At 58.0% G+C, this 16,845-nt stretch carries 17 protein-coding genes; 4 read left to right on the top strand and 13 right to left on the bottom strand.

The features are described 5' to 3' along the window. Window positions 1-3: 3 nt before the first annotated feature. Together JZI28_RS20905 and JZI28_RS20900 are read right to left on the bottom strand one after the other, a co-directional pair. Complete coding sequence (locus JZI28_RS20905) at window positions 4-981, bottom strand: peptidase U32 family protein (RefSeq protein WP_375700267.1); 978 nt, start codon at window positions 979-981, stop codon at window positions 4-6. Continuing rightward, a complete protein-coding gene (locus JZI28_RS20900; protein ID WP_375700266.1) occupies window positions 981-1,460 on the bottom strand; it encodes an SCP2 domain-containing protein in 480 nt (159 codons plus the stop codon). The genes JZI28_RS20905 and JZI28_RS20900 overlap by 1 nt, the downstream gene beginning before the upstream one ends. A gap of 209 nt (window positions 1,461-1,669) precedes the next feature. Between JZI28_RS20900 and JZI28_RS20895 the strand changes: the two genes are divergently transcribed. The 3 genes from JZI28_RS20895 to JZI28_RS20885 all read left to right on the top strand — a co-directional run bounded on the left by JZI28_RS20895 (window position 1,670) and on the right by JZI28_RS20885 (window position 4,655). Further along, window positions 1,670-3,178: a UbiD family decarboxylase gene (locus tag JZI28_RS20895; protein WP_375700265.1), complete on the top strand. Its 1,509-nt coding sequence runs from the start codon at window positions 1,670-1,672 to the stop codon at window positions 3,176-3,178. Then, window positions 3,175-3,753 carry a UbiX family flavin prenyltransferase gene (locus JZI28_RS20890; protein WP_375700227.1) on the top strand — a complete coding sequence of 193 codons (579 nt, stop codon included), beginning with the start codon at window positions 3,175-3,177 and terminating at the stop codon, window positions 3,751-3,753. Before JZI28_RS20895 ends, JZI28_RS20890 begins: the two co-directional genes overlap by 4 nt. Before the next feature lie 188 nt (window positions 3,754-3,941). Continuing rightward, a complete protein-coding gene (locus JZI28_RS20885; protein ID WP_375700264.1) occupies window positions 3,942-4,655 on the top strand; it encodes an IS6 family transposase in 714 nt (237 codons plus the stop codon). A gap of 198 nt (window positions 4,656-4,853) precedes the next feature. Here JZI28_RS20885 and JZI28_RS20880 read toward each other — a convergent pair whose 3' ends face one another. The 6 genes from JZI28_RS20880 to JZI28_RS20855 form a co-directional block, all read right to left on the bottom strand. Then, window positions 4,854-5,726: an amidohydrolase family protein gene (locus JZI28_RS20880; protein ID WP_295453616.1), complete on the bottom strand. Its 873-nt coding sequence runs from the start codon at window positions 5,724-5,726 to the stop codon at window positions 4,854-4,856. A 10-nt stretch (window positions 5,727-5,736) separates the two neighbouring features. Next, the gene (locus JZI28_RS20875; protein WP_375700226.1) at window positions 5,737-7,554 is read right to left on the bottom strand and encodes a feruloyl-CoA synthase; all 1,818 of its coding nucleotides are present in this window, start codon (window positions 7,552-7,554) and stop codon (window positions 5,737-5,739) included. 3 nt (window positions 7,555-7,557) lie between these two features. After that, on the bottom strand, window positions 7,558-8,055 hold the full coding sequence (locus JZI28_RS20870) for a MarR family winged helix-turn-helix transcriptional regulator (protein WP_297338615.1): 498 nt from the start codon (window positions 8,053-8,055) through the stop codon (window positions 7,558-7,560). Between the two features lie 4 nt (window positions 8,056-8,059). Beyond that, complete coding sequence (locus tag JZI28_RS20865; RefSeq protein ID WP_297338614.1) at window positions 8,060-8,827, bottom strand: crotonase/enoyl-CoA hydratase family protein; 768 nt, start codon at window positions 8,825-8,827, stop codon at window positions 8,060-8,062. A gap of 10 nt (window positions 8,828-8,837) precedes the next feature. Then, complete coding sequence (locus tag JZI28_RS20860) at window positions 8,838-9,602, bottom strand: SDR family NAD(P)-dependent oxidoreductase (protein ID WP_375700225.1); 765 nt, start codon at window positions 9,600-9,602, stop codon at window positions 8,838-8,840. 155 nt (window positions 9,603-9,757) lie between these two features. After that, window positions 9,758-11,671 (bottom strand): FAD-dependent monooxygenase, encoded by a 1,914-nt coding sequence (locus JZI28_RS20855; protein ID WP_375700224.1) that lies wholly within the window; start codon window positions 11,669-11,671, stop codon window positions 9,758-9,760. A gap of 162 nt (window positions 11,672-11,833) precedes the next feature. Between JZI28_RS20855 and JZI28_RS20850 the strand changes: the two genes are divergently transcribed. Next, window positions 11,834-12,271 carry a MarR family winged helix-turn-helix transcriptional regulator gene (locus JZI28_RS20850; RefSeq protein ID WP_348158446.1) on the top strand — a complete coding sequence of 146 codons (438 nt, stop codon included), beginning with the start codon at window positions 11,834-11,836 and terminating at the stop codon, window positions 12,269-12,271. Window positions 12,272-12,349: 78 nt separating this feature from the next. Here JZI28_RS20850 and nqrF read toward each other — a convergent pair whose 3' ends face one another. The 5 genes from nqrF to JZI28_RS20825 are packed head-to-tail and all read right to left on the bottom strand — an operon-like array spanning window position 12,350 to window position 16,845. Beyond that, window positions 12,350-13,573 carry an NADH:ubiquinone reductase (Na(+)-transporting) subunit F gene (gene nqrF / locus JZI28_RS20845; RefSeq protein WP_295453600.1) on the bottom strand — a complete coding sequence of 408 codons (1,224 nt, stop codon included), beginning with the start codon at window positions 13,571-13,573 and terminating at the stop codon, window positions 12,350-12,352. Window positions 13,574-13,585: 12 nt separating this feature from the next. Then, window positions 13,586-14,194, bottom strand: a complete 609-nt coding sequence (gene nqrE / locus JZI28_RS20840) for an NADH:ubiquinone reductase (Na(+)-transporting) subunit E (protein ID WP_295453597.1) — start codon at window positions 14,192-14,194, stop codon at window positions 13,586-13,588. Continuing rightward, window positions 14,194-14,847, bottom strand: a complete 654-nt coding sequence (locus tag JZI28_RS20835) for an NADH:ubiquinone reductase (Na(+)-transporting) subunit D (protein WP_297338610.1) — start codon at window positions 14,845-14,847, stop codon at window positions 14,194-14,196. The genes nqrE and JZI28_RS20835 overlap by 1 nt, the downstream gene beginning before the upstream one ends. After that, on the bottom strand, window positions 14,847-15,653 hold the full coding sequence (locus JZI28_RS20830) for a Na(+)-translocating NADH-quinone reductase subunit C (protein WP_375700223.1): 807 nt from the start codon (window positions 15,651-15,653) through the stop codon (window positions 14,847-14,849). The genes JZI28_RS20835 and JZI28_RS20830 overlap by 1 nt, the downstream gene beginning before the upstream one ends. Further along, window positions 15,646-16,845: an NADH:ubiquinone reductase (Na(+)-transporting) subunit B gene (locus tag JZI28_RS20825; protein ID WP_295453587.1), complete on the bottom strand. Its 1,200-nt coding sequence runs from the start codon at window positions 16,843-16,845 to the stop codon at window positions 15,646-15,648. The genes JZI28_RS20830 and JZI28_RS20825 overlap by 8 nt, the downstream gene beginning before the upstream one ends.

The raw sequence follows: 16,845 nt of genomic DNA, 5'->3' as shown, positions 1-16,845 counted from the left end.
ATGCTACCTCCAGGTTTTCTTATAGGCGCCGGTGGTCGTGGCCTGCCCTTCGGACAGGTTTGCCAACATGCCTTCGGGGATCGGCTGTCCGGCCTTTAGTGCATCCACCGCGTTTCGGAAATTTCTCACGACTTGCGCGACGTATGATTTTGATCGCTGGCGACCTTCGATCTTGAGCGCGGTAACGCCAGCTTTTTGGAGTTGCGGGATGAGCTGCCCAGCATTCAGGCTCACCGGGTCCTCGAACAGATGTCCAGTTTCTTCGCCTGCCTGAAAGCACCCCTTGCACAGCGTCGGGTAAGGCGCAGCCTCGCCACTGCCGACCCGGTGGATGATGTAATCCCCCAGACGGGCATCCAGAACGCCGTCGTTTTCAAGGTAGTCCACATGGCTGGCAGGCGAACAAACGCCGTTCATATTGGGTGATTTTCCGGTTGCATAGGACGACAGCGAACAGCGCCCCTCGGCCATGACACACAAGCCGCCAAAGACGAAAACCTCAGTTTCGACATCTGTTTCGGCGTTGATCGCTGCAATCTCGGGAACCGACAACACGCGGGGCAGAACAACCCGCTTTACGTCAAAGGCTTGGGCGTAAAAGTTGATGATATCCGCGTTTGCTGCAGCGGCCTGAACCGACAGATGACGCCGCAATTCAGGATGTCGGCGTGCGGCATAATCCAACAGCCCCGGATCAGCCAGAATGACGGCGTTGGCCCCTACGTCCCCGGCGTCAGACACAGCTCTGTGCCAAAGCGCTTCGTCGCCTGCACGCGGAAAGGTATTGATCGCCACCAGAACTTTTGCCCCATGTGAATGTGCAAACGCCACCCCTTCACGCATCTCTGAGCGGTCAAAGTTCAAACCTGGAAAATTACGGGCGTTGGTTTCGTCGTTGAAACCGCAATATACCGTGTGCGCACCAGCTTTTACTGCTGCACGCAGGGCCGCTGGTGTCCCTGCGGGACAAACGATTTCCATTACCATGCCTCTGAATCCTCTGACCGAGCCAAGCAGACACCAGTATTGCGCTCGACGATCGCCAGCACATGGTTCACCGCACCGGCAAGCGGGCCGGATATGCGGGACATTTCCTGTGAAAGGTCCAGTTCGGCGTCATCGACAGCGTTGCGCAGAGCCAAGGCTGCAGCCGTGTCGCCCTCGACCACCAGATCGCGCGAAAAGAACAGGGCATCACCATCAAACGCCCCATGCACCAACCCCAATAACGCGGCTAGAGGCCCTGCAATTCGCGCATCACCTTCGGCATTTCGGCGGACAACAGACACGCGCGGCCTCCCCCCATTCGGGTCGAGACAAATGACAAACGGCAAATCAGTCGGGTCAAGAATGAAAAGTGTGTGATCATATTCACCGAGTCGCCGGAACAGTCCTGGGTGGCGGCGGGCTACGGCCTTTGCGTAGGCGGTTAGCGAGAGGGACAACGGGGCCAACGGCATCACACGCAAGGCAAGCGCAATCAGGGTCGGAAACCTTGGGATAGGCGTTTGGGATTGAGGCACGACTGGATCCTTTTTCGGTGTCGCAAACGGGGGTCTTCGTCGGGCCTTCTTAAAGGGTTGTGAATTGTGATTAATTGACGATCGTCAATTTCTTGCCGCTTCATTGCTGCTAGGCGCTCTCCAAATCACCCATTCGGAGAAGTCCCATTCGTAGCCTGCCATCATACCCCGATTTGCGCAGTTTTCTGGATTGGTGTTTGCAGGCGGGTCAACTTAAGGCCCTGACCGATCCGGTATCCCTACGCCACCAGATGACCGCTGTGCATCGCGCGGTTCTAGAGGCGAACGGCCCTGTGCTGCGCTTTGACCATCCGGCGAACGCAGACGGGTCGGCCGCAAAAATGCCAGTCGTTGTCAACCTGTTCGGAACCGCAGAACGTGTCGCTGCAGGTTTGGGTGTTACCTGCGATGAACTCGATGATCTGGGGACATTTCTTGCAGCCCTGAAATCGCCCGCCCCCCCCGACGGGTTTCGGGATGCCCTATCACGTTGGCCTATGCTGAAGGCGGCCATGGCAACTCGCCCGAAGGTCGTGAAATCGGCGCCAGTGCAGCAGGTCGCTCTGGACGGGGCGCAGGTCGACCTTGGGGTCATTCCCGTGCAAACCCATTGGCCGGGCGACGTTGGTTCGCTGATCACCTGGCCGGTTGTGTTGACCCGTCCATACACAAGCGTGACCCAGGATATTGCCGCCTATAATGCGGGTGTCTATCGGGCGCAGGTTCTGGACCGTGACAGGTTGATCATGCGTTGGTTGCCCCATCGCGGAGGGGCAGCGCATCACAAGAGCTGGGCAAGACAAGGTGAAAAAACACCGGTTGCCATCGTACTTGGCGCCGATCCGGCGACGTTGCTTTCTGCCGCTCTGCCTTTGCCGGAAACCGTTTCCGAACTGACATTCGCCGGCGCTCTGAACGGCCTGCGTCCGCAGCTTGTTCAGGCCAGAACCATACCCCTTATGGTGCCTGCCAACGCCGAAATCATTCTTGAAGGGTGGGTGTCACCGTCCGAGACTGCCCCCGAGGGGCCGTTCGGGGATCATACTGGATACTACAACCCCGCCGAGCCCTTTCCGGTCATGAATGTCACGGCCATCACCCACCGCAAAGACCCAATCTATCTATCCACCTACACAGGGCGTCCGCCCGATGAACCGGCAATCATCGGCGGGGTGTTCAACCGATTGGCCCTGCCAACGATTCAGTCCCAGATCCCGGAAATCCGCGATCTTTGGTTGCCCCCTGCCGCTTGTTCTTACAGGATCGCGGTTGTCAGCATTCACAAGCGGTATCCGGGTCAGGCGCGCCGGGTGATGATGGCGCTGTGGGGGATGTTGCCGCAGTTCAGTTACACCAAGATGATCGTGGTTGTGGACGCCGATATAGATCCAAGGAATTGGGATGACATTGCTTGGGTAATGGCCACGCGCATGGACCCCGTCCGCGACGTGATGCTGGTGGAAAATACGCCGATGGACTATCTGGATTTCGCGTCACCGCAGCCGGGCCTTGCCGGAAAGATGGGCATTGATGCCACCACCAAAATCGACGGTGAAACCAGCCGGGACTGGGGCGACGTTATGAAGATATCCGACAATGATGCGACATTTGCTGCAGACTTGATTTCGCGGTTGATGCCGGAGTTGAAGTCATGAGTGTGTCCCGCGTCATTTTGGGTATCTCCGGTGCATCAGGCGCAGCATTGGGTCTGTCGGTCGCGCGCCAGTTGAATGATCTTGGTGTGGAAATTGACTTGGTCACGAGCAACGCCGCCACACGCACCCTGCGAGAAGAATGTGGGCCAGATGCTCATGAAACCCTCAAAGCTCTGGTCACGCGTACCCACGCCATCGACAATATAGGCGCCAGCATTGCCTCGGGCTCGGTGCCGGTTTGTGGTATGATAGTCGCACCCTGTTCCATGCGTTCGCTGGCAGCAATCGCAAATGGTTTGGATGACAATCTGCTGACCCGTGCGGCCAGTGTCCAACTCAAGGAACGTCGTCGTCTCATCCTTTTGGCGAGGGAAGCGCCGCTAACGCTTGCTCATCTCAGAAATATGACAGCAGCCACCGAGCAAGGCACAATAATTCTACCGCCAGTCCCAGCCTTCTATTTGAAACCCAAAGAGGTTGCGGAAGTCGTTGGCCAAATCGCGGCACGGGCGGTCGACCTGCTGGGCATGGCCGCGCCCACGGCAAAGCAATGGAGCTCAGAAATCGTTACATGAGGGCCGGATCAGATCTGCGCATTTTTACCCAGTTTCCCTGTCGTGCTCGGAGGAGTGAGCGCCCGTTCCCGACTTTGCAGGGGCAAAACCTCAAGTGATCGCACCCACGACATGACCCTATCTCGTGTTCTCAATCAGTTCGAACTGAACCCGTGCGATCGTCAAGTCGTTGCCCATCCAGCTGACTGATTGTAGCAAGTGCCGATGATCAGCCAAACCTCCCAACCCGCTTACAAGGCTACCGCTTCCCACGGTCCATCGTTTCCTACGCTGTTTGGGCATACCACCGCTTTGCGCTCAGCTTGCGGGACGTTGAGGACCTCCTTGCCGAGCGCGGTGACACTGTAAGCTATGAAACCATCCGGGCATGGGCCGGAAAATTCGGGGCGCAGATAGCGAAGCGTGTCCGAGCGGCACGCAGGCAGCCCACCGACAAATGGCATTTGGACGAAGTGGTGATCACGATCCGGGGCAAGAAACATTGGCCTTGGCGCGCTGTCGACAGCAACGGTGAAATACTCGATCTTCTGGTGCAAACCCGCCGAAATGCCCGCGCTGCCAAGCGGATTATCTCCAGGCTGCTCGCCCGCTGGGGCATGCCGCGTGTCATCATAACCGACAAGCTGCCCAGCTACAGTGCCGTCCTACGCAAGCTTGGGTTGGCCATGGACCATCGAGCGCACAAAGGCTGCGAAGGGTCGCACAGGCTGACACGGAAACGAGAGAAGATCCTGGGCCGGTTCAAATCCGCCCGCCAAGCGCAGAGGTTTCTCGCTGTCCATGATGAAACCGCGAACCTGTTCCGCCCTCGCCGCCATACAATGACCGCAACAACTTTCCGCCGGAAACGGGCAGACGCATTTTGTGAATGGGCTGGATGCGCCATTGAGCTCGCGGCTTGAACTGGAGTAAACCGCCAATTTTTTAATATACGGCAACAACTTGACGATCCCTGACAGCCTGTAAGTGTCTGATTTCTTTGGCCAAGCGTCATAAGCACGCGCACGCGGATCATCGACCTGAACCAAAATAAGGGGTCACGATCACCGACAAAGACCGACCAATCCCAGCGCTGCGAGCGCCGGGATTGGAACTGTCATTTACATCAATCCCAACAGCCGTGCGCCGTTGTTTTTGATGATGTCTTCGCGCAGCTCGTCCTTGATGTCGATCTGCTCAAAGGCGTTCAGCCAGCGCTCGGGGCTGATCATCGGCCAGTCCGAGCCAAACAACACCTTCTTCTTCAAGATCGAATTGCAGTAGCGCACCAGGATTGGCGGGAAGTATTTCGGCGACCAGCCCGACAGGTCGATATAGACATTTGGCTTATGCTGGGCCACCGATAGCGCCTCTTCCTGCCAGGGGAAGGAGGGGTGGGCCAGGATGATTTTCATATCCGGGAAATCAACCGCCACATCATCCATATACATAGGGTTGGAGTATTTCAGCCGCATGCCATTGCCACCGGGCATGCCCGAGCCAACACCGGTCTGGCCGGTGTGAAACAGGGCGATACAGCCGTGCTCGGCCAGCACCTCATAGAACGGGTAGGCCATGCGATCATTGGGGTAGAACCCCTGCATGGTGGGGTGGAATTTAAAGCCCTTGATGCCGTGTTCCTCGATCAGGCGGCGGGCTTCGCGCACCGCCATCTTACCCTTCCAGGGGTCAATCGAGGCAAAGGGGATCAGCACGTCATCGTTCTGCTTGACCAGCTCGATCACCTCATCGTTGGAATACCGGCGATAGCCAGTCTCGCGTTCGGCATCGACCGGAAAAATCACCGCCGCGATGTTTTGCTTGCGGTAATGTGCGGCAGTTTCGGGAATGGTGGGCGGGTGCTGCCATGGGGCGCCAAAATACTTGGCCATGGTGCTTTGCAATTCGTCATAGCCGTCATCCGCATGGCAACCACAGGATTCTTCAGCATGGGTATGAAAGTCGATTGCACGGACTTTGGAAATATCTACCATTTTGTTTCCTTTAGAGTTTTGCGATGCCGCTATCCGCGTCATCATAAAGCCGTTTCAGCAGATTGGCGCGACCCGTCAGCACCTTGCGGAAATTCAGGTTGCCCTTGGCAGTGACTTCACCCTCGGTCAGTGAGGCAGGCTCTGCCAGCACAATCGCCCGCGCCACCCGCGTCGATGAGCCAGACACACGACCTGAACGTTCGTTCAGGCGGTGATGGATCTCTGACAGAAGTTTCGGGCAGGTCAGAACGCCGCCTTCCTCTTCCAGTGTGAACCCAGCCGCTACCAGCGCATCCCGGTCCGGGAAGATCATCAAACCAATTTCATCGCGATCCTGCCCGGTGATCACCAGATCCGCTGCCAGCGGTGCCAGGCAGGCGAGCATTTCGATCCGCAGCCCTGCCGCGCGCACCCAGGTCCCAGTCAGCAGTTTGAAGTCTTCGGAAATACGTCCGTCAAACTTCATGCCCTTGTTCACATCGTCAGGATCGACAAAAACCATGGCGTCGCCGGTGATGAAATAGCCTTCGTTATCAAAGGCTTCTTTGGTCTTTTGCGGATCTTGATAATAGCCCGGCATGATATTGGGGCCTTTGACCCGCACTTCGCAGCGCATGTCGGCATCCGGGATCAGCTTGGCGGTGACACCGTTCATCGGCACCCCAACAACACCAGACCGGCCAATGGGCTCTTGCTGCATCATGGTGGCGGGGGCGGTTTCGGTCAGCCCCCAGGAGGATGTCATCAACGGCACTTCGCCTTTGATCTCTACCGCCATCTTCTCAAAGCTTTGCCAAACATCCTGCGGCAGCGAGGCCCCGGCGTAGAACAGCAGATCCAGGTTTTCAAAGAACCGCTGACGCAAAGCCGCGTCCTTTTCCAGCGCGTCGCGCAGCATGGCAAAGCCAACCGGCACGTTGAACACCAGGCTGCCTGTCACCATCGACAGGTTTTCCAGCGTACGGTCAAACAGGCCTTTGACCGGCTTGCCGTCATCGATGTAAAAGCTGCCGCCGTTGGCCAGCATCATGTTGAAGTTATGCGAGCCGCCAAAGACATGGTTCCACGGCAGCCAGTCCACCACCCGAGGGGGGCGATCACGTAAAAACGGCAGCCCGTCAGCCAGTTGGGTCTGGTTGACGCACATCATCCGATGGGTCGTCAGCACCCCTTTGGGCGCCGAGGTTGAGCCCGAAGTCATCAGGATCTTTGCCACGGTATCCGGGCCGACCTGCCCATTGGCTGCATACAGGTCAACGCTGGCATCACCCTGCAACAAGGCATCAAATGTCGTGACCGTTTCAATGCTGCCAGGACGGCTGGCGACGATCTCGACACCTTCCAGGGCGTCCAGCTTCAGGGCCTCGCCATACTGATCCGCATCCACCACATAGGCCATGGTCGGTTGCAGCAGCTCGATCGCCTGACGCAACCGCCCATGGGCGCCGTGAATCAGCGAATATTGTTCAGCCACCGGGGCCACCGGCACACCGACATACTGTGCCGCCAGGGCCAAAAGCCCGTGATCCACCCCATTGCCGGACATGATCAGGATCGGCGTATCTGCGCCCATCCCCCGTGCCAGCAGCGACTGTGCGATCTGCCGCACCTTTTGCAACGTGGTGCTATAACTTTCCTCGCGCCAGCCGGCACCGCTGCGCTCTGCCAGGAACACCCGATCCGGTGCCTCCTTGGCCCAGCGGTGCAACCAATCAGAAGTCTTGTCGACAACTGGCCCCAGGCCATGGGTCGAGCGCAACAAAATGGCGCCATCGGCGCGGTCTTCACGGGAAATCGAGTGACTGAGAAATTGCGACGTGCGTTTCATAAGCTAAGCTTTCCCTCTATTGGTCTCGATTGTTTTCAATGCGGCGATAACGATCTGACGCGTATCACCGTCAAGCTGCTGTAAAAGCTGCTCTTCGTGGGCGGTAACCGCAGCCACGGCTTTCTCATACAGCTGCCGCCCGGTGAGCGTCACCTTCAGGGCATAGGCGCGCCGGTCCGTTGGGACCCGGTCGCGAACAATCAGCTCGCGACGCTCCAGCTCGTCGATGATCACCACCAGATTGGGGCGTTCCACATCCATGGCATCCGCCAGCTGCGACTGCCGCAGACCGGGGTTGTCCACAATCAGAACCAGCGCCGTATAGGTCAACATCCGCAAATCAAAGGGTTTGAGCGTGCGCCCCAGATCGCTCTGAATGATGTTGAACGCCCGCTTCATGTGATAGCCCATGAACTGACGTAGGGTGGCATCGCTGACATGGGTCACGTCCGATGTAACCACATCGGAGGATCCGCTCGCTTTTCCTTCAAGCTTTTTCATATCCTCACCGAAACTTTGGCGCGCGTTTTTCAAGAAAGGCCTTCAGGCCTTCTTCGGCGTCGGGGGTTGTCTGGGACAGGGCAGCGGCCAGGGATTCCGTGAACAATCCGTCGCTTTGCGACATGTCATTGATCCGCGCAATCGACTGGATCATCAGATAGTTGGACAGCGGCGCATTGCGGGCAATCTTACCTGCAAGCTGCTGCGCCAGTGGCAGGGCTTCACCCTCGCCCACGGCATAATGGGTCAGCCCCAAAGCCAGGCCTTCTGCGGCATTGTATTTGCGACCCGTCAGCATCATTTCGGTCATGCGATCCGGCCCTAACAAGCGACCAACACGCGCCGTTGCGCCACCGCCGACAAAAATGCCCCGTCGCCCTTCGGGCAGTTGGAAAATTGTCGAGTCTTCGGCGATACGCACATGGGTCGATGAGGCAAGCTCCAGCCCGCCGCCGATGGCTGCGCCAAAGATGGCCGAGACCACGGCAAGCCCGCCGAACTGGATTTTCTCCATCACCGCATGCCAGTGGCGCGAGTGATACAGGTTCTCTTCGGCGGAGCGGTGAACATGTTCCGACAGATCCAGCCCCGAGCAGAAATGGCCCGCAGTACCAGTCAGAATCACCACCCGCACCTCTTTGGGCGGCGCGGAAAAGAATGCGTCCAGGGCCATCAGCAGCTCTTCACACATGGCGTTGCGCTTGTCGGGGCGGTTCATGGTCAGCGTCGCGATCGTATCGGCGATCTCGATCTTCAGAATTGGGTCGCTCATTGTCGTTTCCTCAGCGTGGCGGCAGGCGCACGGCACCGTCCAGACGAATTGTGGTCCCGTTCAAAAACGGGTTCGAAATGATCTGCTGGGCCAAAAGGGCAAATTCTTCCGGGTCCCCCAAACGCGCGGGGAAGGGAATATTTGCGGTGATCTTTTCGGCGATTTCCGGCGGCAGCCCCTCCATCATCGGGGTCTGAAACAGCCCCGGTGCGATGGCCATGACGCGAATGCCGGACTGGGCAAACTCTCGCGCGGCAGGCAGACACATGGAGGCAATAGCCCCTTTTGACGCCGCATAGGCGGCCTGCCCCAGTTGACCATCTTCAAAGGCAACAGATGCGGTATTGATCACCACGCCGCGTTCGCCATCACCCAGCGGCTCCAGCTCGGCCATACGGCGCGCCGCGTGGCTCATCACATTGTAAGTGCCAAACAAATTGACCCGCAGGGTCTTTTCAAACACGTCAAAGGACAGTTTGCCTTCGCGCCCGACAATCCGCGCCGCCATGCCAACGCCGGCACAGCTGATCGCAATCCGGGGTACGCCGCCCAACTGATCTATAGCGCTGTCCATGGCAGCACTTACCGCCGCCTCATCGCTGACATCCGCCTGCACCGCAACGCCGCCAATTTCAGCGGCGACCGCTTGAGCCCGGGTGAGATCAAAATCCAGGATCGCCACCTTGGCCCCCTGCCCCGCCAACAGCCGCGCCGTCGCCGCCCCAAGACCACTGCCGCCACCTGTCACTAACGCAATTTGTCCGTCAATCCGCATTTATTCGCCTCCCAGTGAACCCCCTAAGGGTCAAACGCTCCCTGTACTCAACGTGAGTCTCCATAATGATTATATATCATAACCATTATAGTCAAACATTGAGAAGAGCCTCTAACTGGGAGCTCAACCTGAACAGCCGACGGGACGCGCCCAGACTAAGTGCTGGGGGAGCGGAACACCCCATCAAAGAAGCTGCTCAGCTGGGCATGGGCATCAAGCGGCAGCACATGGGCGACATACTGATCTGGCCGCACCACAACCATGCAGCCCGCCTCGCGATCAACGCCACGCATCTCGAATATATCCCCGGCGTCTTTGTGATCGACACAAAAGATCTTCTCGTGGTCCTGCAGGCCCAGCTTGCCCGTGCAGGGTTTCAGGATCTCGGGAATCTGCTGGTCCAGTAGCGCATCAAAGCCCTGCTGGAAGATGGCGCGCAGGTCGATCACTGCATCAATGTCCTCCTCCGGGCGGCGGTACTTTTGCGCAGCCGAGTCAGGGTCATTCATCAACCACTCACACAGCCGATACAGATCGGACCCTGCGGCGCTATCCTGACCGGCAAAGGCATAGATCCGCCAGCGGCCATCGGCCTCCGCCACGTGGCCCAGCTGCATCTGCATGGCATCAGCCACCCGAACCACCGGAGCAGAGTGAAAGCGCCGCCCAATCTCAAACCCCGTTGCCAGATCCTGATGAGTCTCATGCCCTGTCAGCGCTGAGGCATCATATTTCACCGCCAACCCGCCGGTGAACTCCAGGTTCTCGACGAACTGTTTCTGAAACCGTGGCATGTCGCCACTGTCGAGCTCGGACTCTCCGGCCGGAGCCGACATGATCCGCGCCCATTGGTGATCCGTCTCGATCAGCCGCTTTGCCTCGACCCAACGTTCAGCCGAGTAGCTGCGCAGAAGGCTGGGATCCGAGCGCCCCTTAAAGACCTGCATCAGTTTCCAGCCGAGGTTGAAACTGTCCTGCATCGAGACGTTCATCCCCTGCCCGGCCTTGGGGCTATGGGTGTGGCAGGCATCCCCGGCGGTAAAGACCCGTGGGTTCCGGTCCTGCCCCGCAGGCACATCATCAAACCGGTCGGTCAGCCGGTGGCCAATCTCGTAAATGGACCACCAGACCACCTCTTTCACGTCGATACTGTAGGGCTGCATGATCCTGTTCGCCGCTTCGATCATGTGATCGGCGGTAAAGTTACGGCTGGAAACACGTTCATCCGGGTTCAGCTTGTCCAGCTCCACATACATGCGAAACAGATAGCCGCCCTCGCGGGGCAGGATCAGGATATTGCCCTCTGTCGCCGAGGTGATCAGGCATTTCTGCCGCACATCCGGAAAGTCGGTATTGGCCAGAATGTCCATCACGCCCCAGGCCTGATGGGCTGCATCCCCGTGCAGCTCGCCCCCAATCGCACTGCGCACCTTCGAGCGCGCCCCATCACAGCCCACCACATAGTTGGCCCGGACCGTTTTGGTCTCACCGGCGTTGATGCCGGTGTTTTCCAGCGTAACCGTAACCGGATGATCGCTGGTCGTAGGGTCTATCTCGAGATCGCAGACCGCCCAAGAATAATCCGGTTCCAGCCGGGTTGGGGCGTTTTTCATCACCTCCAGGAACAATTCATGCACCCGCGCCTGGTTAATCAGCGTGTGTGGCATCTCCGAAGAGCCCTCTGGCACATCCTGCACCCGGCCAATACAGCTGATATGCGCCGGGTTCTTGGGGTCCGGTGACCAAAATGCCGTCTGGTTCACCCAGTAGCTTTCCCGCTTGACCGTTTCGGCAAAGCCAAAGGCCTGAAACATCTCCATGGTGCGGGTATTGACCCCATCGGCCTGTCCCTTTTCGATGGGACCGGGTTTGGGATCTACAATCATGGTTTTGATTTCGGGCGCCTGCGCCAACTGCGCCGCCAGACACAGCCCCGCCGGACCGCAGCCGGCAATCAGCACATCGACCCGGTCCGGCAGCGCCTCATAGGCCCCCCGCGCGCGCAGATCAGCTGCTGTGGGTTTTACATCCGGATTGCCGCCTCGAAAGCCTTCTTTGTAAAACTGCATTGCCATGCTCCTTCAATGTGAACCCACGCCGCTGGGGCTGTCGCTGCAATTAGTATCTATGCTTACTATATTGAGTCAAGAAATTAGTATGTACACTTCCTATCATCCGGACCTCAGCTGTATTACACAGGAAAGAGCGCTTGAGAGCAGAAGGAACAGGCGATGCGAGTACAGAATATGGCGGGCCACCTGATCCGCAGGCTGAACCAGGTCTCCACCCATATCTTTGCAAAACAGATGCAGGCGACCGGCTACGACCTGACACCGGTTCAGTTTGCGGCCATGGATGCCATTGCCTCCTGCCCCGGCATCGACCAGGCGGGCGTTGCGGCCAAGATCGCCTATGACCGGGCCACCATTGGCGGGGTGATCGACCGGCTGGATCAAAAAGGCTATGTCACCCGCAGCGTCAGCGCGCGCGACCGGCGCGCCCGCGAAGTGCGGCTCACCGAAAAAGGCCAGGGGCTATTTGAAGAGGTTCTGCCGCTGGTGGAACAGATGCAGGGAGAAATGCTGCAAGCGCTGACACCACAAGAGCACGCGGCCTTTCTGGATCTGGCGCGCAAGGCGCTAGGCAAATCAGCCCCTGATTTACCCTAGGGCCCCGGCCTTACCCCCATCGCCAAACAAAAACGGCCCCCGATACGGGAGCCGCTTTTTCGATCTTTTCAGAGCAGCTTAGCCGCCAAAATCATCCAGCATGATGTCTTCACGGTCGACACCAAGGTCGAGCAGCATGTTGATCACCGATTGGTTCATGATCGGCGGACCACACATGTAGAACTCGCAGTCTTCCGGCGCCGGGTGGTTTTTCAGGTACTCTTCAAACAGCACGTTATGGATAAACCCGGTGTGGCCGGTCCATTCATCTTCTGGCATCGCATCCGACAGGGCCACGTGCCAATCAAAGTTGTCAAACTCTGCTGCCAGAGTGTCGAAGTCCTCAACAAAGAACATCTCTTTCTTGGAGCGTGCGCCGTACCAGAAGCTGATCTTGCGATCGCGGTTTTCCAGCCGTTTGAGCTGGTCAAAGATATGGCTGCGCATGGGCGCCATACCGGCACCGCCGCCGATAAAGACCATCTCTTTTTGCGTGTCGCGGGCAAAGAATTCGCCAAAGGGACCAGAGATGGTGACCTTGTCGCCGGGCTTGAGGTTGAAGATGTAGCTCGACATCATGCCCGCTGGGATGCCCTCAGACCCGGGGGGCGGCGAGGCAACCCGGACATTGAGCATGATCATGCCCTTTTCATCCGGGTAGTTGGCCATGGAATAGGCGCGCTCAACCGGTTCAGACACAACCGATTCATACTGCCAGAGGTTAAAGCGATCCCAATCGGCGCGGTAGTCTTCTTCGATGTCAAAGTCGGTGTACTTCAGCGCATGGGCCGGGGCTTCGATCTGGATGTAGCCCCCCGCGCGGAAATTCACATCCTCGCCTTCGGGCAGATCCAGAATAAGCGCCTTGATAAAGGTGGCGACGTTTTCATTGGAACGCACGGTGCATTCCCACTTTTTGACGCCAAAGACCTCTTCGGGCACTTCCACTTCCATGTCCTGCTTGACCGCAACCTGACAGGACAGACGGTCACCACAACCGGCCTCACGCTTGGTGATATGGCCTTCCTCGGTTGGCAGGATCGACCCGCCACCGGAATGCACCCGCACCCGACACTGGGCACAGGTGCCACCACCGCCACAGGCCGAAGGCACAAACAGTTTTTCCGCCGCCAGGGTTTGCAGCAGCTTACCGCCGGCAGGGACTGAGATGGTTTTCTCGCCGTTGATGGTGATGTTCACATTGCCGGTGGAAACCAGCTTGGAACGGGCCGCGATGATGATGCTGACCAGCGCCAGAACGATCAGGGTAAAAAGGACAATGCCAAGTCCAAAAGTAGCCATTGTGCCAGCCCCTTACAGTTTCACGCCACTGAAGGACATGAAGGCCATAGCCATCAGTCCCGCAGTGATGAAGGTAATGCCAAGACCCTGCAGACCATCAGGAATGTCAGAATACTTCAGCTTTTCGCGCACACCGGCCATGGCAGTGATCGCCAGTGCCCAGCCAAACCCGGAGGAGATGCCATAGGTCGCCGCCTCGGCAAAGCCGTAGTCGCGTTCTACCATGAAGAGCGAGCCCCCCAGGATGGCGCAATTCACGGTGATCAGTGGCAGGAAAATCCCCAGCGCGTTGTAAAGCGGCGGAAAGTATTTATCCAAAACCATCTCTAGGATCTGCACCAGCGCCGCGATGACGCCGATATAGGAGATCAGCCCCAGAAAGGTCAGATCCACATCGGGAAATCCGGCCCAGCCCAGGGCGCCAGGCGCCAGCAGGTAGGTCAGGATCAGGTTGTTGGCCGGCACGGTAATGGCCTGCACGATCATCACCGAAATCCCCAGACCAATGGCGGTGGAGATTTTCTTGGAAACGGCGATGAAGGTACACATGCCGAGAAAGAAAGAGAGGGCCAGGTTCTCAACAAAGATCGCCTTGACCGCGAGAGAGAGGAGCGCTTCCATCAGTGGGCCTCTACGACTTGAATTTTATGTTCACGCTCTTCCACCTGTTCCGGCTTCCAGGTGCGGAAGGCCCAGATCAAAAGACCGATGATGAAAAAGGCCGAAGGCGGCAGCAACAGCATCCCGTTTGGCACATACCAGCCACCGTTGTTCACGGTTTCCAGAATGGTGACCCCAAACAGCGAGCCAGAGCCAAACAGCTCGCGGAAAAAGCCGACCAGCATCAGGATCAGACCATAGCCCAAACCGTTGCCGATGCCGTCGATAAAGGAGGCCACCGGCGGGTTCTTCATGGCAAAGGCTTCGGCGCGGCCCATGACGATACAGTTGGTGATGATCAGACCCACAAAAACCGACAGGGTTTTGGAGATCTCAAAGGCATAGGCCTTGAGCACCTGATCCACCAGGATCACCAAGGACGCGATAATCACCATCTGCACGATAATGCGGATCGAGCTGGGGATCTGGTTGCGCAGCACCGAAATGAACATGGACGAAAACGCCGTCACCAGCGTCACCGCGAGGGTCATCACCAGCGCCACCTTGAGCGAGGAGGTCACCGCCAGGGCGGAACAGATGCCAAGCACCTGCAGGGTGATCGGGTTATTGTCGACCAATGGGTCGAGCAGCATTTCCCTACGTGTCTGGGACATCAGATATCTCCTGCTTTGAGATTGGCAAGGAACGGCGCATACCCGGTTTCGCCCATCCAGAAACGCACCAGATTGTCGACACCAGCCGAGGTCAGCGTTGCACCGGACAGGGCGTCCACATGGAACTCTTTGCCAGCGGCGGGCGCGGTTTTGGCCACGGTGATTTGCAGCTCACCCGCCTCATCCGTCAGCTGTTTGCCCTTCCACAGGGCCTTCCAGCGGGGGTTGTCCACCTCGGCGCCCAGACCGGGGGTTTCGGCGTGGCTGTAGAACTGCAGGCCAAAGATGTCATTGCCGTTTTCTTCCACCGCGATAAAGCCATAGAGCGTCGACCACAGACCATAGCCATGCAGCGGCAGGATCACCTTGTCGATCTCACCCGCGTCATCCTTCAGCAGGTAGACGGTCATGTATTTGGACTGCCGCCCGATCGAGGCCGGATCATCCTCCAACGCAATCGAGGTCGCCGGATCATCCGCCGCGGCGCGGTCATCAAAAGTCGCCACATCGAAGTCCTCGGTAAACCGGCCAGTGGCCAGCTCCAGAACATGCGGTTCAAAGGAGGCGCCAAAGGCCTCTGTCACATTCACGCCGGGCTGATACAGGCCCGCGACCTGCAGAATGTTGATCTGCTTGTCTTTCAGCTTGTTGGCTTCCTGCGTCGGGCGCAGAGCCACCGCCGCCGCCGAAACGATCATCGAGGCACAGAGGCAGAGCGCCACAGCGACAAACAGGGTTTTGCCGGTTGAATCAGGCGAGGCCTCAAGGAAGCGCTGGATCGCGCCTTTTTTGGTTTGCTCAGACATGACGCTTCGCTCTCCGTTTGATATTGGCCTGCACGACAAAGTAGTCGATCAGCGGCGCAAAGACGTTGCCGAACAGGATGGCCAGCATCATGCCTTCGGGGAAGGCCGGGTTGATCACCCGGATCATCACCACCATGAAGCCAATCAGCGCGCCATAGATATAGCGACCCATATTGGTGTGGCTGGCCGAAACCGGCTCGGTGACCATAAAGACCATGCCAAAGGCAAAACCACCGGTGACCAGATGCCAGTACCAGGGCATTGCAAACATCGGATTGCTGTCAGACCCAATCGCATTCAGCAGCAGCGAGAAACCCACCATGCCCGCCATGCAACCAATGATCAGACGCCAGTTGGCGATCTTGGTCACCAAGAGGAAGGCCAGACCGATCAGGCAAGCTAGGGTTGAGGTTTCCCCAAAGGAGCCCTGAATAGTGCCGATAAAGGCATCCATCCACTCAACCCCGTTGGCCGCCAGCTGGTCAAACCCGGAAGAGGCAGACACCGACAGCGCAGTGGCGCCGGAAAACCCGTCAACAGGCGTCCAGATGCTGTCACCGGACATATAGGCCGGATAGGCAAAATACAGAAAGGCCCGCCCGGTCAGTGCCGGGTTGAGGAAGTTCTTACCCGTGCCGCCAAAGACCTCTTTGCCGATCACAACGCCAAATGAAATGCCCAAGGCCACCTGCCACAGCGGAATGCTGGCCGGCACAATCAGGGCATAAAGCATCGAGGTCACCAGGAAGCCTTCGTTGACCTCATGGCCGCGCACCGTGGCAAAGATCACTTCCCAGATGCCGCCAACCACCAGTGTGGTGATATAGATCGGCAGGAAATACAGCAGACCATGCGCCATATTGACCAGCGGATTGCTGGGGTCAAAGCCAATGCCAAGGAATTCCAGCACGGCGACGCGCCAGCCCGTGGCCTCGTAGGCGCCAAGCGCGGTGTTGACCTGCAGGCCGGTGTTATACAGACCAAACAGAATGCAGGGGATCGTTGCGATGACCACATAGGTCATGATCCGCTTCATATCGATATACGACCGCGCATGAGGCGCTGCGGTGGTGACCGTCTTTGGTGTGTAGAGGAAGCTTTCCACCATCTCATAGATGGGGAACAGTTTCTCCCACTTGCCGCCCTTGGTAAAGTTCGGCTCGATGCGGTCAAAAAAGTTACGGAGACCCAA

Origin of the sequence: Pseudophaeobacter sp. TrK17 (assembly GCF_042192375.1) — a bacterium.
Lineage (GTDB): Bacteria > Pseudomonadota > Alphaproteobacteria > Rhodobacterales > Rhodobacteraceae > Pseudophaeobacter.
This window is presented reverse-complemented; position numbering and strand designations above follow the sequence as displayed.